A 19694-nucleotide genomic window follows, 5' to 3' on the forward strand; every position below is an offset into this window, starting at 1 on the left:
ACAGAGGACGCACGCATGCCTGTGGTCCAGCCGACCACCGAGTCGCCCGAACCCGCCGACGCCGCGCCGAAGCCCCCCACGAGCGCCGTCGACCGCTTCTTCCGGATCAGCGAGCGAGGCTCCACCCTGCCGCGCGAGATCCGCGGCGGTGTCGCCACCTTCTTCACCATGGCGTACATCCTGGTGCTGAACCCGATCATCCTGGCCAGCGGTACGGACATCACCGGGGCCCACCTGGACAGCGGCCAGCTGGTCACCGCCACCGCCCTCACCGCGGGCCTCACCACCCTGCTGATGGGTGTGATCGGCAACGTCCCGATCGGCCTGGCCGCCGGCCTCGGCGTCAACACGATCGTCGCGCTCCAGCTCGCCCCCAAGATGACCTGGCCGGACGCCATGGGCATGGTCGTGCTGGCCGGCTTCGCGATCATGCTGCTGGTCGCCACCGGTCTGCGCGAGCGGGTCATGAACGCGGTGCCGCTCGGCCTGCGCAAGGCCATCGCGATCGGCATCGGTCTGTTCATCAGCCTGGTCGGCCTGGTCGACTCCGGCTTCGTCAGCCGCATCCCGGACGCCGCCCACACCACCGTCCCGCTCCAGCTCGGCGGCAACGGGCACCTGCTCGGCTTCCCGGTGCTGATCTTCGTGGTCGGCCTGGTGCTCACCCTGATCCTGCTGATCCGCAAGGTGCCCGGCGCCATCCTGATCAGCATCGCGGTCTCCACCGCGCTCGCCGCGATCATCGACAAGGTCGCCGACATCCCGGCGCTCAAGTGGGGCCTCACCGTCCCGACCTGGCCGGGCAACCCGGTCTCCGCGCCGGACTTCGGGCTGGTCGGCAAGGTCAGCCTGTTCGGCGGCTTCGAGAAGGTCGGCGTGCTGACCGGCCTGCTGTTCGTCTTCACCGTGCTGATGTCCTGCTTCTTCGACGCGATGGGCACCATCCTCGGCGTGGCCGACGAGGCCCACCTGCTGGACGAGAAGGGCGACCTGCCCGGCATCAACAAGGTGCTGATGGTCGACGGCATCGCCACCGCGGCCGGCGGCGCCACCTCGGCCTCCGCCAACACCTGCTTCGTGGAGTCGACCGCCGGCGTCGGCGAGGGCGCCCGGACGGGCTTCGCCTCGATCGTCACCGGCCTGCTCTTCGTGGTGGCGCTCTTCCTCACCCCGCTCGCCACCATGGTCCCGGCCCAGGCCGCCACCCCGGCCCTGATCACCGTCGGCTTCCTGATCCTGGCCAACTCGATCAAGGAGATCGACTGGGCCGACTACACGATCGCGATCCCGGCCTTCCTGACCATCGTGATGATGCCGTTCACCTACAGCATCACCAACGGCATCGGCCTGGGCTTCGTCGCCTTCTGCATCCTGCGCGTCGCCGCCGGCCGCGGCCGCGAGGTGCCGGTCCCGATGTACGCGGTGGCGTCGGTGTTCGCCTTCTACTACCTGATGCCGGCCTTCGGCCTGCTCTGACGCCGTACGGCCCCCCGACGGCCCCGCGCTCCCCGGAGCGCGGGGCCGTCGGCGTCTCCGCGGGCCCGCCCGGTCAGTGGACGCAGAACTCGTTGCCCTCCGGGTCCTGCATGATCGTCCAGGCGCCGCCGGGCTCCTCGACGTGCCGGAGCGCGGTGGCGCCGAGGGATTCGAGGCGGGTGACGGTGGCCTCCCGCTCGCCCGGGGCGGCGTGGACGTCGAGGTGCAGGCGGTTCTTGCCCTGCTTGGGCTCGGGGACGGCCTGGAACAGGACGCGCCGGCCGAGGCCGGTGTCGGAGGCCGGGTCGAACGGGTCGTCGGGGTGGCGGACGGCGGCCAGGGACCGCCAGGCGGGGTGGCCGTCCACCTCGGTGAGGGCGTCCGGGCCGACGGCGCCGGCGGCGAGCAGCCGGGCGATCAGCGTGCTGTGGTCCTCCGGCGCGTACTCCAGGGCGGCGGCCCAGAAGGCGGCCTGGCGGTGCGGGTCGGCGCAGTCGATGACGAGCTTCCAGTGCAGCGGCATGTAACCGGTTATATCGGTTACCCGGACACCGGGCAATGATCTCGGTCGGAAGCTGTCAAAAAGGCACCCGTGTAGGCGAGTTGGCGGAGGGAATACTGGCTGGACGGAGAAGGGGGAGGGGACTCGACCAATGGTGCAAGAGGATCCGCCGGGGGGCGTCGAGGCACGGCTGCTGCCGGAGCTGTTCCGGACGACGGACAAGGCCTCGCTGGACGGCCAGCGCGAGACGCTGCGCTGGTACCGGGGGCTGATCGCGATGCTGGTGGTCGCCGCCGTGATCGGGTCGTTCCCCGGCCCGGACGACGACAGGAGTGGCGTCGACCCGTGGCCGATGCTCTCGGTGGCCGCCTTCCTGGTGGCCGGGTACTTCTGGTCCCGGCTGCGCCGCAGCAACCCGCAGGGGCGCTGGTACCAGGCCAGGGCGGCGGCCGAGTCGGTCAAGACGCTGGCCTGGAAGTACACCGTCCGGGCCCGGCCGTTCGACGGTGAGGCCGAGTCCGCGGACGTCGACCGCGGCTACCTGCTCCAGGTCGAGGACGTGCTGCGGGCCTTCGAGGATCCGGAGATCGTGCCGCCCGACAGCGTCGCCGAGATCACCCCGGAGATGCGGCGGCAGCGCGCCGAGAGCCTGTCCAGCCGGCGCACCCTCTACCTGCGCACCCGGGTCGAGGGCCAGCGCACCTGGTACCGCTCCAGGGCCGAGGCCTGTGACTCGCAGGCGGTCTCCTGGGGGCTCGGCATCGCGGTGCTGATCATCGTCGGCGCGGCGGCGGCCATCGCCCAGGCCACCGGCGCGCTGTCGGTGCACCTCTTCGGCGCCACCTCGGCCGCGGCCGCGGCGATCATCGCCTGGACGCAGCTCAAGCAGCTCGGCCCGCTGGCCGCCGCCTACCAGCTGGCCGCGCGGGAGCTGGAGAACGTCGGCAACCAGCTGTCCGACCTGGACCTCAAGGTGCCGGACGCCGAGGCCCGCTGGGCCAGGCTGGCCGCCGAGGCGGAGGACGCGGTCTCCCGGGAGCACACCACCTGGCGGGCCCGCCGGGCGTTCCCGCGCTGAGCCGTACGGAACCGGGGGTCGGGCAGGACCGGGGGCCGGGCGGGACCGGGGGCCGGGCGGGACCGGAGGGGTCGACGGGAGAGAGTACCCGGCGGGAGCGGGGAGTCGGGGAGATCCGGCGAGACGCGGGGGTCACTCCAGGGGGGCTAGACCGAACGGATGCCCGGCCGGATCGATCAGCACCCGCAGGGTGCGGCCGTGCTGGTAGGCGGGCTCGGTGGCGCCGAGTGCGAGGGCCTTCGCGGTGGCCTCGTCCAGGTCGTCGACGTAGAAGTCGAGGTGGAAGTGCTTGCTGCCGTCCGGCTCCGTCCACGGCTCGGGCCGGTACCCGGTCACCCGCCCGAAGCCGAGCGGACTGCCACCCTCGGGGTTGTCCAGGATCGCGAAGTTCTCGTCGGTGTGCCTGGTCTCCCACCCCAGCAGCTCGCCGTAGAACGACGCCAGCGCGACCGGGTCGGCGCAGTCGATGGTGACCATGGCGAGTCGGCCGAAGCCGGTGTCGCCGGACCCCGCCTGCGCGGACCGCTCGGACGGCTGCGGCCGTCCGGACTGCTCGGACTGCCGGGACTGCTCGGTGGCGACGTCGGACATGACTGGTCGGCCCTTCTGGGAGTCGAGAGCTGGGGCCCAAGACCCAATATGGCACCGGGGTGACCCCTCGGCACGGTGGCGGATCTCATTTTCCTTAGCGTAAGTAATGACGTAGGCTAAAGAGATGCCCGAGATGTCCGAGCCGGACTTCGCAGCGATCAGTCAGCTGCGGTCGTCCACGATGCGCCTCTCCCGACGACTCAAACACCAACGGGTGGAGGAGTCGCTGAGTCCCACCGAGATGGGAGTGCTGGGCACCCTCGCCCGGTGCGGGAAGGCGACGCCGGGTGAGCTCGCCCGGAAGGAGCACGTGCAGCCTCCTTCGATGACCAGGATCGTCGCGATGCTGGAGGAGAAGGGGCTGGTGCGGCGCGAACCGCACCCCGAGGACCGCCGTCAGGTGGTCGTCAGCAGCACCGAGCAGGCCGAGACGATCCTCGCGGAGAGTCGCCGGCGCCGGAACGCCTGGCTCGCCGAGCTCGCCCAGGGGCTCGACGAGGAGGAGTGGGCCGTCCTCAGGGAGGCCGCGCCCGTGCTCTACAAGCTCGCACACCTCTAGGGCGCGTCTGACGATTCGCGTCGCGAGCCCGACTGGAATTGTCAGACAAGCCCTGGGCACACCGAATCCGGCGAGCCGCCGGGAGAAGAAGGAGTACCGCATCACCGCAGGACCGACCAAGGACACCAGGAGCGCGACGGCCACCGCCATGGCCGTCGCGCCGCGAGGGGAGACCACAGTGACACCGCCGGCCGCAGCCAGCGCCGCCGCCATCCGCACCGACGACCCGACCACCGAATCCGCCGCGGCCAGTGCCGCGGCCGCCGACGCCCAGGCACCCGCCCCCACGGGGCAGCCGGGCAACGGCGACGACGACCCCGACGAACGCACCGCGGCGGACCCCGCCGCTCCCGGCCGAGCCCACCTGCCGGCCCCGTCTCCCACAGGTGCCGAATTCACCCGGCCCCGGGGGATGTTCTCCTCTCTGCGCGTTCGCAACTACCGCTACTACTTCGCCGGCCAGGTGGTGTCCAACACCGGTACCTGGATGCAGCGGATCGCCCAGGACTGGCTCGTGCTGAGCCTCACCGGCAGCCCGCTCGCGGTCGGCATCACCACCGCCATGCAGTTCCTGCCGATGCTGCTGCTCGGCCTGTTCGGCGGCGTGCTCGCCGACCGGATGCCCAAGCGCCGGCTGCTGATCTACACCCAGGGCGCGATGGGCCTGCTGGCCGTCGGCCTGGCGGTGCTGACCATCGGCGGTGCGGTGACGCCGTACTACGTGTACGCCTTCGCGCTGCTGCTCGGCCTGGTCACCGTGGTGGACAACCCGGCCCGGCAGGCCTTCGTCGCCGAGATGGTCGGGCCCGAGGACCTCGCCAACGCCGTCAGCCTGAACGCGGCCAACTTCCAGACCGCCCGGCTGGTCGGCCCCGCCGTCGCGGGCCTGCTGATCGCCGCGGTCGGCAGCGGCTGGGCGTTCGCCGTCAACGCGCTGTCCTTCGTCGCCGTGATCGGCGGGCTGCTCGCGATGCGGGAGAGCGAACTGCGCCCGACCGAGCCGATCGCCCGGGAGAAGGGGCAGCTGCGTGAGGGGCTGCGGTACGTCAGGGAGCGGCCCGAGCTGCTCTGGCCGATGGTGCTGGCCGGGTTCGTCGGCACCTTCGGCTTCAACTTCCCGACGCTGCTGGCCGGTTTCGCGTACGACACCTTCAAGGTGGGCGCCGGCCAGTACGGCCTGCTGAACACCGCGATGGCGGTCGGCTCGCTGACCGGTGCGCTGCTCGCCGCCCGCCGGGGCGTGCCGCGGCTGCGCCGGCTGGTCGGTGCGGCGCTGGCCTTCGGCGCGCTGGAGGTGGTCGCCGCGTTCGCGCCCGACTTCTGGACCTTCGCGCTGCTGCTGATGCTGGTCGGGGTCTTCGGGCTGAGCTTCAACACCTCGGTCAACGCCTCGTTGCAGCTGGCCACCGACCCCGCGATGCGCGGCCGGGTGATGGGCCTGCTGGTGCTGGTCTTCACCGGCGGCACGCCGATCGGCGCCCCGATCGTCGGCTGGGTGACCGCCTCGTACGGGCCCCGGCTCGGCCTGCTGGCCTGTGGACTGGTGTCCGCGGCGGCGGCCGGTGTGGTCGGCCTGGTGCTGGCCCGCAGCGCGGACCTGCGGGTGCGCTTCGACCTGCACCCGGGCCGCGGCGGCCGGGTGGTGGCCTTCGTGCCGCGGACCGGTGCGGCGCGCAAGTCGGAGCTGGCGACGGCCTGCTGACGGACCGTCCGGTTTCCCTGGAGGTCGACGGGATCTTCGGGGAAACCCGTGGGGTCAGAGCCGGATGGCGAGGACCTGGCCGGGCCAGACGCCGTCCGGGCGTTCGACCTCGAAGCCCTCGGTCTCGGTGAAGCCGAGCGCCCGGTACTGGGCGACCAGCCTGCGGTCGGCGCCGGCGTAGCAGTCCACCCGGAGCAGGCCGATGCCGCGCCGGCGGGCCTCCTCGACCGCGTCGGCGATCAGCGCGGCGCCGATGCCCGAGCCCTTGAGGCCGCGGTCGGTGACCAGGTTGCGGACGAACAGCTCGCGCTCGTCCACGGCGGGGACGAACGTGCCGCGCTCCTCGGACAGCACGCAGGAGCCGACCGTACGGCCCCGGCCGTCCACCGCGAGGCGGATCAGGAACGGCTCGGCGCCGTACCTGCCGATGTGCTCCACCCTGGCCGGGTCGGTGCTGAAGGGCTGGTCGCCCCACTGGCCGGTGCGCTCCTGCCCGGCCAGCCAGGCCACGGCGCCGTCGAGCAGGGCGAGGACGTCGGGGATGTCCTCGGGGCCTCCGGTGCGGATCTTCACGCCGCTGGAATCGATCATGGACCCGTTCTATCCCGGACCGGGGGTGCGCGGGAAGGCGTCCGCCCGCGCGGGAGGATGGGCGCATGAGGTTGTTCGTGGCGGTGCTCCCGCCGGCCGAGGCGTTGCGGGGGCTCTCCGACGCGGTCGCGCCGGTGCGCGGGCTGCCCGGGGCGGACCGGTTGCGCTGGACCGGGGTCGAGGGCTGGCACCTGACCCTGGCCTTCCTGGGCGAGGTGCCGGCCGAGCGGCTGCCGGAACTGGGGGAGGGCCTGGCCGCCGTGGCCGGGGTCCACCCGGTGCACCGGCTGCGGATCGCGGGCGCCGGGCGGTTCGGCGACCGGGTGCTCTGGGCCGGGGTGGAGGGCCAGGGCCGGGCGCTGCGCCGGCTGGCCGAGGCCGTCACCGAGGCCACCGCGGACGTGACCGGTGCCACCGACGGCTTCGCCTTCCACCCGCACCTCACCCTCGCCAGGGCCGGTTCCCACCGAGGCCGACGGCGGGCCGTGCAGCGGGTCGCCGCGGCCGAGCTGGACGTCCTGGTGGCGGCGCTGGCCGACTACCGGGGGCCGGAGTGGGAGGCCGCCGAGCTGCACCTGGTGCGCAGCGACCTGGGCGGCGGCTTCGCGCACTACGAGTCGCTGCGCTCCTGGGCGCTGGCGGACTGGAGCTGAGGACGGCCCCGGGCCCGGGAGTCCGGGACCGGGGAGCCCGGGGAACGGCGGACCGCTCCCCGGGCCCGGTGGATCAGCTGGTGTAGTAGCCCTGGACGTCGGCCACCAGGTCCAGGCTGCCGTGCGGGTTGTACAGCTCGATGAAGCCGTCGGCGCTGACCGGGACGATCGTCATGGAGGCGATGTCCTGCCCGGCGGTGTAGTTCAGGTTGGAGGTGGCGGGCACCGGGGTGCCGGCCTTGTGCGCGGTGACGTGGCCGGCCTGGTCGGCGTTGGTGCCGGTCAGGTTGAGCACGACGGCCGCGACGTTGTCCGGCACGCCGCCCAGCCCGGTGACCTTCACCCGGGTGGTGGAGCCCGGGCCGGCCTGGTGCTGCGGGGCGCCCAGGCCCTCGCGGGTGTCGAGCACCCGGGTCGGGGTGGCGGGGACGAACAGGCCGTGCTGGCCGGCCGGGGTGCCCGACACGTTGCCCTCGAACTTGCCGAGGTAGTCGACCACCACGTGGGCCGCGCCGGAGTTGGTGTAGAGCGCGAGCTTCCCTTCCCGTCCGGTGTACGCGTACGACAGGTTGGTGGCCGTCTGGCCCGCCGAGAAGTTGACGTCCGAGATCGACCAGGGCTGCTGCCCCGCCGGGTACATGGTCAGGTGGGCGTCCTCGGTCGGCTCGGTGACGGTCGCCTGGACGACCTGGAGGCCGCTGATCGAACCGACCGAGGAGATGTCCAGGTCGAAGACGTTCCCGGCGCCGCCGAGCAGCTTGCCGGGGTGGCCGCCGAGGTCCGTGCGGGTGTCCAGGAGACGCCGCGGCTCGCCGAGCTCGAAGGTGAAGCCGGGAGTCGTCACGGGGGCCGCGCTCCGGGGGACGTACCAGCCCTGGAGGTCGGCGACCAGGTGCACCCGGCCGATGTGGTTGTACAGGTTGACGATGCCGTCCGGGCCGACCCGCACGGTCACCCGGTTGCTGGTGACCTTGTGCTCGGTGTCGACGTTCAGGTTGGACACCACCGGGCGGGCGGCGCCGCCCGGGTAGGCGGTGATGTAGCTGTCCTCGGTCGAGTCGACGGCGGTGACGTTCATGACCACCGAGCTCGGCAGCCGGTCGGCCGGGACCTGGAGCAGCTTGGCGATGTCGAGCCTGACGACACCGTCCGGGCCGACCTTGCCGCTGGGCGCGCCGTTGCCGACCCGGGTGTCGAGGATGCGCCAGTTCGAGGCCGAGTACCAGACGCTGGCCGGGCCGACCTGGTCGGCGGCCGGGGTGCTCGGGGTGGCGAAGGCGGCCGGCGCGGTCGGCAGCACGGTGCCGGCGGTGAGGACGAGCGCGGCGAGGGCCGCGGCGCGGGACGTGCGCATCAGAATTCCCCCCTGATTGTGACGATCATATGATCGTGCTGTGCACATCGTAGTGGGGGGCCCCGGGCCGCGGCCACGGGGTTGACTCCCGTGCGGCACACGGTAGTTCGGGCCCGGAGCAGCCGGTCGCGGCGGGGTCGGAGGGGGGCTCCGCTTCGGTCCTGGGTGGGCCGGAGGTACGCTCGTTGACCGTGGATCCCAAGACTCGTATGCGCATCGTCTCCGGCACCCTGGTGCTGCTGCTGGTCGTCGTGCTGATCAGCTCACTGGTCGGCCGGTAGGCCCGGAACGGCGAGAGGGCCACCGCCGGTCGGCGGTGGCCCTCGGCCGTGTCCTGCGGAGAACCGGTCCCCGGGCCCTCAGGGGGCCGGGTCCGGTGTCCTCGGGACGGTGGTCAGAGCTGCTCGACCACGTAGTCGATGCAGTGGGTGAGCGCCTCGACGTCCGCCGGGTCGATCGCCGGGAACATCGCGACGCGCAGCTGGTTGCGGCCCAGCTTGCGGTACGGCTCGGTGTCCACGATGCCGTTGGCACGCAGTGCCTTGGCCACCGCGGCGGCGTCCACCGACTCGTCGAAGTCGATGGTGCCGACCACCTGGGAGCGCTCGGCCGGGTTCGCCACGAACGGGGTGGCGAAGGAGGACTTCTCGGCCCAGGAGTACAGCCGGGACGAGGAGTCGGCGGTGCGGGCGACGGCCCAGTCCAGCCCGCCGTTGCCGTTCAGCCACTCCAGCTGGTCGGCCAGCAGGAAGAGGGTGGACAGCGACGGGGTGTTGTACGTCTGGTCCTTCGACGAGTTGTCGATGGCCGTCGGAAGCGAGAAGAACGGCGGGATGTAGCGGCCGGAGCCGGCGATCTCGGCGGCGCGCTCCAGGGCGGCCGGGGAGAAGGTGGCCAGCCACAGGCCGCCCTCGGAGGCGAAGGACTTCTGCGGGGCGAAGTAGTAGACGTCCGTCTCGGTGATGTCCACCGGCAGGCCGCCGGCGCCCGAGGTGGCGTCCACCAGGACCAGCGAGCCCTCGTCCGCGCCCACCGGGCGCCTGATCGGCATCGCGACGCCGGTCGAGGTCTCGTTGTGGGTGAGCCCGTAGACGTCCACGCCGGCCTCGGCGACCGGCAGCGGGTGGGTGCCGGGGGCGGTCTTGATCACGCTCGGCTCGCCGAGCCACGGCGCGGCCTTGACCGAGGAGGCGAACTTCGAGGAGAACTCGCCGAAGTCCAGGTGCTGGGACTTCTCCCGCACCAGGCCGAAGGCGGCGATGTCCCAGAAGGCGGTGGAGCCGCCGTTGCCGAGGACCACCTGGTAGCCATCGGGCAGCGAGAACAGGCTGCTCACGCCCTCGCGCACGCGCTTGACCAGGTTCTTCACCGGGGCCTGGCGGTGCGAGGTGCCGAGCAGGGAGGTCTGGGTGGCGGCGAGGGCACTCAGGGCCTCGGGGCGCACCTTGGAAGGTCCGCAGCCGAAACGGCCGTCTGCGGGCTTGATGTCAGCGGGGATCTGGATCTGAGCCACCCGGGCAGCCTACCGGCCGGGGGCCCGGCGGGGGTACGGTCGTCCGCCCGCTGAGACTGTGATCGCGGCCGCAGGGAGGCCGCCCCCGGGCGCCCGGCAGCGGGCCCGGCCGGAGCCGGACCCGCTGCTCAGGGGCACTGACCGGACGCTCGTCCGGTATCCGCCGGCGCGTCGTCAGCGGGCGATGGCGTCCCAGCCCTCGATCTCCTCGGGGCGGCGCGGACCGGGGCCGATGTAGCGCGCGGAGGGGCGCACGAGCCGGCCCGTGCGCTTCTGCTCCAGAATGTGCGCCGACCAGCCCGCGGTGCGCGCGCAGGTGAACATCGACGTGAACATGTGCGCGGGGACCTCGGCGAAGTCCAGCATGATGGCGGCCCAGAACTCGACGTTGGTGGCCAGCACGCGGTCGGGGCGGCGGTTGTGCAGCTCCTCCAGCGCGGCCTTCTCCAGCGCCTCGGCGACCTCGAAGCGCGGCGCGCCGAGCTCCTTGGCGGTGCGGCGCAGCACCCGGGCGCGCGGGTCCTCGGCGCGGTAGACGCGGTGGCCGAAGCCCATCAGGCGCTCGCCCTTGTCCAGGGCGTTCTTGACCCAGGCGGTCGCGTCGCCGGTGCGCTCGATCTCCTCGATCATGCCGAGCACCCGGGACGGCGCGCCGCCGTGCAGCGGGCCGGACATCGCGCCGACCGCGCCGGAGAGCGCGGCCGCGACGTCGGCGCCGGTGGAGGCGATGACCCGGGCGGTGAAGGTGGAGGCGTTCATGCCGTGCTCGGCGGCCGAGGTCCAGTAGGCGTCGACGGCCTTGACGTGCTTCGGGTCCGGCTCGCCGCGCCAGCGGATCATGAACCGCTCGACGACCGTCCCGGCCTTGTCGATCTCGCTCTGCGGGACCATCGGCAGGCCCTGGCCGCGGGCCGACTGGGCGACGTAGGACAGTGCCATCACGGCGGCCCTGGCGAGGTCGTCGCGGGCCTGGTCGGCGTCGATGTCCAGCAGCGGCTTGAGGCCCCAGACCGGGGCGAGCATGGCGAGCGCCGACTGCACGTCGACCCGGATGTCGCCGGAGTGCACCGGGATCGGGAACGGCTCGGCGGCCGGCAGGCCGGGGTTGAACTTGCCGTCCACCAGCAGGCCCCAGACGTGGCCGAAGGAGACGCTGCCCACCAGGTCGTCGATGTCGACACCGCGGTACCGCAGGGCGCCGCCTTCACGGTCGGGTTCGGCGATCTCACTCTCGAACGCGACGACTCCCTCAAGCCCGGGTACGAAATCGGACATGCGACGGCTCCTTCAGTGTTCTGCGATCGGCGCCCCGCCGTGGTGGGGCGGCGCACCAGTGACCGAATGGTGTTTGGCACTCGGTGCCAGGGTGACAGGCACGGGGTGCATTGCGCCATACACCACCGTGGTGATGTTTCCCGCGGGCCCGCTCGGATCTCCCGTCAGGGGGCCCGACCGTGCCCGGCGGAGTCCCCGGAGACCCCGGAATCCCTGGAACCAAACGCCTGGTACCGGACAATTCCCCGCAGGGCGGGCAGTCAAGCGGTGGCGGGTCACCTGATCTCCCACCGGGGTTTGTCCGGAGGTAGCGGTGCCGGTTGCTTGTCGTACGGGATGATGTTGGCGTGCAGACCCCGGATCGCGCCCAGTCGACGCCCCCGAGCCCCGCCAACCGGACCCTGGCCGACGAGGCCCGCCCCGGCCCGGACCTCACCGTGATGCGCAAGCACTACAGCCACGAGGGCCTGGTCGAGGAGCAGCTCGCGCCCGAGCCGATCGGCCAGTTCACCCGCTGGTTCCACGAGGCGGACGACGCCGGGGTGGTGGAGCCCAACGCGATGGTGCTCTCCACCGCCGACGCCGGGGGGCGGCCCAGCTCGCGCACCGTCCTGCTCAAGGGCTACGACCCGCGCGGCTTCGTGTTCTTCACCAACTACGGCTCCCGCAAGGGCTCCGAGCTCGCCGTCAACCCGTACGCGGGGCTCCTGTTCCCGTGGATCGCGCTGGCCCGCCAGGTGATCGTCCAGGGCCGGGTGGAGAAGGTCGGCCGGGACGAGACCGCCGCCTACTTCCGCACCCGCCCGCACGGCTCCCAGCTGGGCGCCTGGGCCAGCGAGCAGTCCAGCCCGGTCGGCGGCCGGGCGGTCCTCGAACAGCGCTACGCCGAGCTGGAGCGCCGCTACCCGGAGGGCGAGGGCGTGCCCGTCCCGCCGTTCTGGGGCGGGTACCGGGTGGTCCCGGAGAGCGTCGAGTTCTGGCAGGGGCGGGAGAACCGGCTGCACGACCGGCTCCGCTACGTCGCCGACCCGTCCGCCCCGACGGGGTGGCGGGTGGAGCGGCTCTGCCCGTGATCCGTTCGGCCCACGGTTCCGCGCGCCGCCGCCGCGGAACTGATGGACCGTCATCTCGCGGGTGTAGGATGCCCGTCGCGGACCTGGGCCGATGCACATCCGGCCGGCAGCCCGCTGTGCCGACACGATCGAGTGAGGGACTGATGGGCGTCACCGGTGCGGAAACCGCCGCTGGACTCGGCTCTGACCTGGTCGACGTCGCCGCCCTGCCGCTCGACGAACTCGACGCCCTGCCCGACACCGTCCTCGGCGACCTGCTGCGCCGGGTGGTCGCGGACGCCCTGACCCCGGGCGCGGAGCCGCTCGCGGCGTTCCAGTCGGCGCTCGACCGGTAGCACTCCGCGGCGCGTCCGAGCGGTGGCGGCCGTCGGCGCGCCCCGCGATCCCGTCCGCGCGCCTCCGGGCGCCGGAGTGCCCCCGGCTGTCCGGGTGCGCCTGACCACCGGCTAAACCACCCGAGGTATCGAATCCCCCAACTCGCCAGCGGGGCAAGGGGAGTTCGCGACATGCTGGGGTATGAAACCAGCGCCGTCGCGGACCGTCGGGCACGGGGGGAACGAGTGGTGGAGCAGGAACAGCAACGGCCGTACTTCTTCTTCAGCTACGCGCGCCGGGACTTCGAGGCCGAGGACGCGTTCGTCAACCAGTTCTTCAACGACCTGCGGGACGAACTCGGCCGGCTGGTCGGGGTGGCCGTCCGGGCCGAGGAACTCGCCTTCCGCGACACCGAGCAGCTGCGCCTCGGCGACGACTGGGCCGAACGGCTGGCGACGATGCTGGGCCGCAGCCGGACCATGATCGCGCTCTACTCGCCGGCCTACTTCGCCAGCCTGTACTGCGGCAAGGAGTGGACCGCCTTCCGGGGCCGGGTGCGGCGCCACCACGAGGACACCGGGGAGCTCGTCCCGGCACTGATCCCGGTGCTCTGGGAGCCCGTCGGGCCGGGTGAACTGGCCGCCGAGGTGACCAAGGTGCAGTGGGCCCAGCCGGACATGGGCGACGCCTACACCCGGCACGGCCTGCGGGCGCTGCTGCGCACCGCGCAGGGCGAGGCGTACGAGCAGGTCGTCCGCGTGGTCGCGGAGCGGGTCAGGGACGCGGCCGCGCGGCGGCTCGGCGAGCTGCCCGAGTTCGACCTGGGCGCGGTCCGCGGCTACTTCCCGCCCCCGGCGGCGCCGGAGCCCGCCCCCAGCCCCGGGATGGTGCGGCTGTTCATCGCGGCCGGGCGCGCCTCCGAGGCCGCCGCCGAGGGCGGCTCGTACGCGGGCGGCTGGTACGGGGCCAAGCCCTGGCACTGGGCGCCCTACTACCCGCCCAACCGGCCGTCCCTGGCGGCGCGCGCCCAGCAGGTGATCACCGCGGCCGGGCACACCACCACGCTGGAGGAGATCGGCCCCGGACTCGGCGAGAAGCTCGACCAGGCCCGCGAGGACAGCCAGGTCAGCGTGCTCCTGATCGACCCGTGGGTGGCGGCCGGAGACCGCTACCGGGCCGCGCTGAGCGAGTACGACGACCAGAACCACCCGGTCACCGGCGTGGTGGTCCCGATCGGCGGCAACGACCCGGACGGGGAGCGCGAAGCGCCGTGGACCGGCGTACGCGGCGTGCTCCGCCGCAACTGGTTGCGCCGGCGCGACCTGGAGCACTTGTTCCGGGTGCGCGTGAACCAGGAGAGCTTCGACAGCGACCTCACCATCATGGTGACGGTCGCCCAGAACAAGCTCATGGACGACAACCTCGATTGGGGAGACGATGGCGGGGACGCCTTCGGCTTCGGTTCCGGGGGCGACACCTTCGGGTTCGGCGACGGCCCGGACATGCCCGGGCTGACCATCCCGGCCGGTCCGCCCCGTCAGCCGGGTCCGCCGGGCCGGCGCCGGGGCCGGCCGCCCGCGCAGCACCACCCGGATCCCGCTCCGAAGGAACTGCCCGGCCCGCGCCGGGGCCAGGACGACGCTGTCCCGCAGAGGGGAGACCAGGACGATGACCACTGAGCCAGGTGCGGAGCCGGAGCGCGGCGGACCGGGATCGGTCGTCACGTTCTACTCCTTCAAGGGCGGCACCGGCCGCACCATGGCGCTCGCCAACGTCGGCTGGATCCTCGCCAGCCGCGGCCTGCGCGTCCTGGTCGTCGACTGGGACCTGGAGGCGCCCGGCCTCCACCGCTACTACCACCCGCTGCTGGTCGACCCGGAACTGCACTCCACCGACGGCCTGATCGACCTGCTGCGCTCCTACGTCAAGCAGGCACTGCCCTCCACCGCCGGGCCGGTCGGGCAGTCCCCGGCCGCCTGGCTGGACGAGCCGGGGCGCCTGGACGGCTACGTCTGCGGCCTCGCCCTCGACCTGCCGCCCGGCGGCCGGCTCGACTTCCTGCCGGCCGGCCGCCAGAACGCCGCCTACGCCGCCGCCGTCACCAGCTTCAACTGGCGCAGCTTCTACCACGGCAGGGACATCCGCGGCGGCGAGTTCCTGCGCGAGCTGCGCGAACGCTGGGCCCGCGGCTACGACTACGTGCTCATCGACAGCCGCACCGGCGTCAGCGACACCTCCGGCATCTGCACCGTCCTGATGCCCGACAGCGTCGTGGACTGCTTCACCTTCAGCGCCCAGAACATCCGCGGCGGCGTCGACGCCGCCCGCGCCATCGCCGAGACCGAGGAACGGGCGATCCGGGTCCTGCCGGTGCCGATGCGGGTCGAGGACGCCGAGCAGGAGCGGCTGGAGGCCGGCCGCGACTACGCCCGCGAGGCGTTCGCCCCCTACCTCGGCCGCTGGCTGGCCGCCGACCGCAGGGCCGGCTACTGGGCCGACGTCGAGGTGCCGTACAAGCCCTTCTACGCCTACGAGGAGGTGCCGGCCACCGTCGCCGACCGGCCGCAGGAGGCCCGCAGCCTGCTCAACGCCTTCGAGCGGCTTGCGGGTTGGGTCACCGACGGCCGGGTCACCACCCTGCGCCCGCTCACTGCCGAGACCCGCCGCCGGCTCCAGGGCGCCTACCTGCGCTCAGCCCGCGCGGTGCCGCGCCAGGTGTTCGTCAGCTACGCGCCCGAGGACCGGATGTGGGCCGAGTGGGCCGCCGGGACGCTCACCCGCTTCGGCTACCAGACCTCCCTGCACAGCGCCGCCGAGCCGTACACCGGGGCCAGGCCGCCGGAGGTCACGGGGCCGGTCGACGGCCAGGGCCGGCTGCTCGCGCTGCTCTCCCCCGAGTACACCGCGCTGCCCCGCGCCGCCGAGGTCTGGCAGCTCCTCCAGGGGCGCGAACTGGTCTCGGGCTCCCCGGCGCTGGTCGCCTTCCGGCTCCAGGACCCGGACGACCCGGTGCCCCGCCCGTTCGCCGGACAGCCCGTGACCGAGCTGGTCCGCTCCTCCGCGGTCGGCGCCGAGTCCCAGCTCTACGCCGAACTCGGCCCCCCGCCCGGCAGCAGCCGCCAACCCGACACCGACAGCGGGGAGTTCGCGGCTCCCGCCCGCTTCCCCGGCACCGCCCCGCAGGTGCAGGAGGCGCCCTCGCGCAACGCCGCCTTCATCGGCCGCGGCAAACTGCTGGAACTGCTCCGCAACCGCTTCACCGGCGGGCCCGCCGCCGTGCTCAGCCAGGTGCTCTACGGCTTCGGCGGCGCCGGCAAGTCCCAGATAGCCGCCGAGTACGCGCACCGCTTCAAGGCCGCGTACGACGTGGTCTGGTGGGTGCCCGCCGAGGAACCCGCCAACATCCCGCAGAAGATCGCCGAACTCGCGCCCCGGCTCGGCGTGCCCACCAGCGACGACGTCGCCCACACCGCCGCCGCGGTGCTGGACGCGCTGCGCCGCGGCCAGCCGTACCGCCGATGGCTGCTCGTCTTCGACAACGCCGGCACCCCCGAGGAACTCGCCCCCTGGCAGCCGGCCGGCTCCTCCGGCGGACACGTGCTGATCACCTCCCGCAACCAGGGCTGGGCCAGGCACGCCGGCCTGGTGGAGGTCGACGTCTTCCTCCGCGAGGAGAGCGTCCGGCTGCTGCGCCGCTTCAACAGCGGCCTCAACCCGGAGGACGCCGACCAGGTCGCGCACCGCCTGGGCGACCTGCCGCTCGCCGTAGGGCAGGCCGCCGTCTGGCTCCAGGAGACGTCGATGCCGATCGCCACCTACCTCGAACTGCTCGACGAAGAGCTCACCGAGATGCTGGAGCGCACCCGGCTGCGCGCCGCCGACTACCCGCACTCGGCCGCCGCGACCTGGCGCATCTCGGTCGAGGAACTGCGCCGGATGAACGCCCCGGCCGCCCAGATCCTGGAGATCTGCGCGTTCTTCGGCCCGGACGCCATCCCGATGCGGCTGCTCTACAGCCGGGCCGTCACCCGCGCCCTGCGGCTGCCCCCGCGCGCGCCCCGCGACAAGCTCGCGATCGGCGAGTTCCTGCGCGCCATCAACCGGTTCGGGCTCGCCCGCACCGACCAGGGCAGCGAGACCATCACCGTGCACCGGCTGGTCCAGGCCGTGCTGCGGGACCAGGTCGAGGAGGAGCGGCGGGCCGAACTGCGCGGCGTCGTCCACGCCGCGCTCGCCACCGCCAACCCCGGCGACCCGGACGTGCCCGCCAACTGGGCCGAGTACGCCGAACTCCTGCCCCACCTCTGGCCGTCCGGGGCGCTCGACAGCGCCGACGAGGACGTCCGGCAGTGGATCATCGACTCGGTCCGCTACCAGTGGAAGCGCAGCCTGCACGAGTCCGGCCGGGACCTGGCCGGACGGACCCTGGAGCACTGGCGCCAGGACGGCTACGGCGGGCCCGGCTTCGACGTCGACAACGACGCCCAGACGCTCATGCTGCGCACCCAGCTGAGCAACATCCGCCGCTCCCAGGGCGCCCTCCAGGAGGCGTACGAGATGGACCGGGACATCCTGGACCGCTTCACCGCGACCCTGGGCCCCGAGCACTCCCACACCCTCGCCGTCGCCAACAGCCTCGGCGCCGACCTGCGCTTCCTCGGCCGCTACGACGAGGCCAGGGCGCTCGACCGCCGCACCCTGGACGCCGCCCGGCGCACCCTGGGCCCCGACCACCCGCGCACCCTGATGATCACCAACAACCTCGCCGTCTCCGACTACCTGGCCGGCGACCGCAGGGCCGCCCTGGAACGGCACCGCAGCAACTACCTCCAGCAGCGCGACGCGCTCGGCGCGCACAGCCTGTACGCGCTGTCCTCGGCCTCCAACTACGCCCGCGACCTGCGCGAGACCGGACGGCTGCGGGAGGCCCTGGACCTGCTGGAGGAGACCGTCCGGATCTACCAGCAGACCATCGGCGACGGCCACACCGACACCCTGCGCGCCCGCAAGAACCTGGCCGTGGCGCTGCGCCGGGCCGGCCGGTACCACGAGGCCCTGGAGATCGACGAGGACATCTACCAGCGCTACCTGGACATCAACGGCGCCGAGCACCCCGACACCCTGGCCGCCGCCACCAACCTGGCCAGCGACCTCAACGCGCTCGGCGACACCACGCGGGCCATCCCGCTCGCCGAGCGGGCGCTCGGGAGGTACCGCGACTACCTGGGCGAGGACCACCCGGTGACGCTGGCCGGCGCCAACAACCTCTCGGTGTACCTGCGGCTGGCGGGGCGCGCGACGGAGGCGCGCGAGCTGTCCGGCCGTACGCTGGCGCAGTTCCGCACCGTCCTCGGCGCGCACCACCTCTACATCCCGATCGCGATGATGAACCACGCGAACGACCTGGCGCTGGCCGGGGAGCTCCGGGCCGCGCTCGAACTGGAGCTGGAGGCCGAGCCGCTGATGACCGCCGCCCTCGGCCAGGACCACTACGACTCCATCGGCCTCAACTCCAACCTCTCGCTGTCGCTGGCCGCGCTCGGGTACACCGAGCGGGCCGCCGAGCTGCGGGCGGAGTGCATCCGGCGGTCCCGGGTCACCCTGGGGGAGGAGCACCCGACGACCGTCGCGGTGCGGGCCGGGACACGGCTGGACTCGGACGTGGAGCCGCCGCACGTGTGACGGACCGTCAGTCGGCCGGGTGGCCTAGGCTCGCGCCATGGTGGCGTTCCGGCAGTTCCTGCTGAAGATCCACAGTCGGTGCAACCTGGCCTGCGACTACTGCTACGTGTACCAGGGCGCGGACCAGAGCTGGCGCGGGCGGCCGCGGCGGATGGAGCTCGCGACCGTCCGCCGCACCGCCCGGCGGATCGACGAGCACGCGGCCGAGCACGGTCTGGACGAGGTCTCCGTGGTGCTGCACGGCGGTGAGCCGCTGCTCGTCGGCGCGGCCCATCTGGACGCGCTGCTGGGCGAGTTGGCGGCGGTCGGGCCCCGGGTGCGGTTCACCGTGCAGACCAACGGGCTGCGGCTGGCGGACGAGCCTGAGCTGCTCGACGTGCTGCACCGCCACCGGGTCGCGGTCGGGGTCTCGCTGGACGGCACCAGGGCCGACCACGACCGGCACCGCCTGCTGCCCTCCGGCGGGGGCAGCTGGGCGCGCACCGCCGAGGCGGTGCGGCTGCTCGGCTCGGACCGGCACCGGGAGCTGTTCGCCGGCCTGCTCTGCGTCGTCGACCTCGCCGCGGACCCGGTGGCCACCTACGAGGCGCTGCTGGAGTTCGCACCGCCCAGGATCGACCTGCTGCTGCCGCACGCCACCTGGCGGGAGCCGCCGCCGGGCCTCATGCCGGGCCTCATGCCGCGGACGGTGCCGCACGCGCCGCCGTCGGGCTCGGCGCCCGCCCCGTACGGGGAGTGGCTGATCGCCGCCTTCGACCGCTGGTACGGCGCACCGCGCCGGGAGACCGGGGTGCGGCTGTTCGAGGAACTGGCGGTGCTGCTGCTCGGCGGCCGGGCGGCCAGCGAGGCGGTCGGGCTGGCGCCCGTCGACCTGGTGGTGGTCGAGGCGGACGGGACGATCGAGCAGGCGGACAGCCTCAAGGTGGCCTACGACGGCGCCCCGGGGACGGGCCTGGACGTGTGGCGGCACGGCTTCGGGGAGGCGGCGGCGCACCCGGCCTTCCGGGCCCGCCAGCGAGGCCTGGCCGGCCTCGGCCCGGTCTGCGCCGGCTGCCCGCTGGCCCGGGTCTGCGGCGGCGGACTGTACGCGCACCGGTACGCGGGGGACGGCTTCGGGCACCCGTCGGTGTACTGCGCGGACCTGGACCGGCTGATCCGGCACATCGCGGGGCGCCTGCGGTCGGGGGTGACGGGGCTGGCGGGAGCCGGGCGGGCGGGTGCGGGGAGTTGACGGCCTCCGTCGGCTCACCCGTCCGGGTCATGCCCGGCCGCCGTCCGGCTGATCCGTCCCGGTGCGGGAAGACCGCAGGTTGACCGGGCGGGTTGGGCG

Annotated in this window: 16 protein-coding genes; 10 read left to right on the forward strand and 6 right to left on the reverse strand. The window is 73.2% G+C overall.

Annotation, left to right across the window (positions count from 1 at the left end):
• Positions 1-15 precede the first annotated feature (15 nt).
• Entirely contained in the window at positions 16-1476 is a 1461-nt protein-coding gene (locus ACIQOW_RS25865; protein ID WP_401088736.1) for an NCS2 family permease, read from the forward strand.
• Positions 1477-1549: 73 nt separating this feature from the next.
• On the opposite strand, the gene ACIQOW_RS25870 is transcribed toward ACIQOW_RS25865, so the two are convergent.
• Positions 1550-1999, reverse strand: a complete 450-nt coding sequence (locus tag ACIQOW_RS25870; protein ID WP_401088738.1) for a VOC family protein — start codon at positions 1997-1999, stop codon at positions 1550-1552.
• A 130-nt stretch (positions 2000-2129) separates the two neighbouring features.
• Between ACIQOW_RS25870 and ACIQOW_RS25875 the strand changes: the two genes are divergently transcribed.
• On the forward strand, positions 2130-3056 hold the full coding sequence (locus ACIQOW_RS25875) for a DUF4231 domain-containing protein (protein ID WP_401088740.1): 927 nt from the start codon (positions 2130-2132) through the stop codon (positions 3054-3056).
• Between the two features lie 132 nt (positions 3057-3188).
• Here ACIQOW_RS25875 and ACIQOW_RS25880 read toward each other — a convergent pair whose 3' ends face one another.
• Positions 3189-3647 (reverse strand): VOC family protein, encoded by a 459-nt coding sequence (locus ACIQOW_RS25880; RefSeq protein WP_401088742.1) that lies wholly within the window; start codon positions 3645-3647, stop codon positions 3189-3191.
• Positions 3648-3771: 124 nt separating this feature from the next.
• Here ACIQOW_RS25880 and ACIQOW_RS25885 point away from each other — a divergent pair, with 124 nt between their 5' ends.
• Both ACIQOW_RS25885 and ACIQOW_RS25890 read left to right on the forward strand, forming a co-directional pair.
• Positions 3772-4206: a MarR family winged helix-turn-helix transcriptional regulator gene (locus ACIQOW_RS25885; RefSeq protein WP_188301008.1), complete on the forward strand. Its 435-nt coding sequence runs from the start codon at positions 3772-3774 to the stop codon at positions 4204-4206.
• A gap of 148 nt (positions 4207-4354) precedes the next feature.
• Complete coding sequence (locus ACIQOW_RS25890) at positions 4355-5908, forward strand: MFS transporter (RefSeq protein ID WP_401088744.1); 1554 nt, start codon at positions 4355-4357, stop codon at positions 5906-5908.
• Between the two features lie 54 nt (positions 5909-5962).
• Here the strand turns inward: ACIQOW_RS25890 and ACIQOW_RS25895 are convergent, their stop codons facing one another.
• Entirely contained in the window at positions 5963-6499 is a 537-nt protein-coding gene (locus ACIQOW_RS25895; protein ID WP_401088746.1) for a GNAT family N-acetyltransferase, read from the reverse strand.
• A 65-nt stretch (positions 6500-6564) separates the two neighbouring features.
• Between ACIQOW_RS25895 and thpR the strand changes: the two genes are divergently transcribed.
• Positions 6565-7152 (forward strand): RNA 2',3'-cyclic phosphodiesterase, encoded by a 588-nt coding sequence (thpR, locus tag ACIQOW_RS25900; protein ID WP_401088748.1) that lies wholly within the window; start codon positions 6565-6567, stop codon positions 7150-7152.
• Between the two features lie 73 nt (positions 7153-7225).
• Here the strand turns inward: thpR and ACIQOW_RS25905 are convergent, their stop codons facing one another.
• The 3 genes from ACIQOW_RS25905 to ACIQOW_RS25915 all read right to left on the reverse strand — a co-directional run bounded on the left by ACIQOW_RS25905 (position 7226) and on the right by ACIQOW_RS25915 (position 11294).
• Complete coding sequence (locus tag ACIQOW_RS25905; protein ID WP_401088750.1) at positions 7226-8506, reverse strand: hypothetical protein; 1281 nt, start codon at positions 8504-8506, stop codon at positions 7226-7228.
• A gap of 394 nt (positions 8507-8900) precedes the next feature.
• A complete protein-coding gene (serC, locus tag ACIQOW_RS25910) occupies positions 8901-10019 on the reverse strand; it encodes a phosphoserine transaminase (RefSeq protein ID WP_401088752.1) in 1119 nt (372 codons plus the stop codon).
• A 174-nt stretch (positions 10020-10193) separates the two neighbouring features.
• Positions 10194-11294, reverse strand: coding sequence for a citrate synthase 2 (locus ACIQOW_RS25915; RefSeq protein ID WP_401088754.1), 1101 nt, complete (start codon positions 11292-11294; stop codon positions 10194-10196).
• A 440-nt stretch (positions 11295-11734) separates the two neighbouring features.
• Between ACIQOW_RS25915 and pdxH the strand changes: the two genes are divergently transcribed.
• The 5 genes from pdxH (at position 11735) to ACIQOW_RS25940 (ending at position 19595) form a co-directional block, all read left to right on the forward strand.
• On the forward strand, positions 11735-12367 hold the full coding sequence (gene pdxH, locus ACIQOW_RS25920; RefSeq protein ID WP_401088900.1) for a pyridoxamine 5'-phosphate oxidase: 633 nt from the start codon (positions 11735-11737) through the stop codon (positions 12365-12367).
• Positions 12368-12510: 143 nt separating this feature from the next.
• Positions 12511-12702: an FxSxx-COOH cyclophane-containing RiPP peptide gene (gene fxsA / locus ACIQOW_RS25925; protein WP_049656076.1), complete on the forward strand. Its 192-nt coding sequence runs from the start codon at positions 12511-12513 to the stop codon at positions 12700-12702.
• A 228-nt stretch (positions 12703-12930) separates the two neighbouring features.
• Complete coding sequence (locus ACIQOW_RS25930; protein WP_401088757.1) at positions 12931-14361, forward strand: TIR-like protein FxsC; 1431 nt, start codon at positions 12931-12933, stop codon at positions 14359-14361.
• Positions 14351-18364: an FxSxx-COOH system tetratricopeptide repeat protein gene (fxsT, locus tag ACIQOW_RS25935; RefSeq protein ID WP_401088759.1), complete on the forward strand. Its 4014-nt coding sequence runs from the start codon at positions 14351-14353 to the stop codon at positions 18362-18364. Before ACIQOW_RS25930 ends, fxsT begins: the two co-directional genes overlap by 11 nt.
• Before the next feature lie 37 nt (positions 18365-18401).
• Positions 18402-19595, forward strand: coding sequence for an FxsB family cyclophane-forming radical SAM/SPASM peptide maturase (locus ACIQOW_RS25940; protein ID WP_401088761.1), 1194 nt, complete (start codon positions 18402-18404; stop codon positions 19593-19595).
• The last annotated feature ends 99 nt before the right edge of the window (positions 19596-19694 follow it).

Origin of the sequence: Kitasatospora sp. NPDC091335, from assembly GCF_044757205.1 — a bacterium.
GTDB lineage: Bacteria > Actinomycetota > Actinomycetes > Streptomycetales > Streptomycetaceae > Kitasatospora.

Coding starts and splice junctions, on each gene's coding strand:
- ACIQOW_RS25875 (WP_401088740.1), top strand. CDS start 2,130: ATGGTGCAAGAGGATCCGCCGGGGGGCGTCGAGGCACGGCTGCTGCCG.
- fxsA (WP_049656076.1), top strand. CDS start 12,511: ATGGGCGTCACCGGTGCGGAAACCGCCGCTGGACTCGGCTCTGACCTG.
- ACIQOW_RS25880 (WP_401088742.1), bottom strand. CDS start 3,647: ATGTCCGACGTCGCCACCGAGCAGTCCCGGCAGTCCGAGCAGTCCGGA.
- fxsT (WP_401088759.1), top strand. CDS start 14,351: ATGACCACTGAGCCAGGTGCGGAGCCGGAGCGCGGCGGACCGGGATCG.
- ACIQOW_RS25865 (WP_401088736.1), top strand. CDS start 16: ATGCCTGTGGTCCAGCCGACCACCGAGTCGCCCGAACCCGCCGACGCC.
- thpR (WP_401088748.1), top strand. CDS start 6,565: ATGAGGTTGTTCGTGGCGGTGCTCCCGCCGGCCGAGGCGTTGCGGGGG.
- pdxH (WP_401088900.1), top strand. CDS start 11,735: ATGCGCAAGCACTACAGCCACGAGGGCCTGGTCGAGGAGCAGCTCGCG.
- ACIQOW_RS25885 (WP_188301008.1), top strand. CDS start 3,772: ATGCCCGAGATGTCCGAGCCGGACTTCGCAGCGATCAGTCAGCTGCGG.
- ACIQOW_RS25940 (WP_401088761.1), top strand. CDS start 18,402: ATGGTGGCGTTCCGGCAGTTCCTGCTGAAGATCCACAGTCGGTGCAAC.
- ACIQOW_RS25915 (WP_401088754.1), bottom strand. CDS start 11,294: ATGTCCGATTTCGTACCCGGGCTTGAGGGAGTCGTCGCGTTCGAGAGT.
- ACIQOW_RS25905 (WP_401088750.1), bottom strand. CDS start 8,506: ATGCGCACGTCCCGCGCCGCGGCCCTCGCCGCGCTCGTCCTCACCGCC.
- ACIQOW_RS25890 (WP_401088744.1), top strand. CDS start 4,355: ATGGCCGTCGCGCCGCGAGGGGAGACCACAGTGACACCGCCGGCCGCA.
- ACIQOW_RS25895 (WP_401088746.1), bottom strand. CDS start 6,499: ATGATCGATTCCAGCGGCGTGAAGATCCGCACCGGAGGCCCCGAGGAC.
- ACIQOW_RS25870 (WP_401088738.1), bottom strand. CDS start 1,999: ATGCCGCTGCACTGGAAGCTCGTCATCGACTGCGCCGACCCGCACCGC.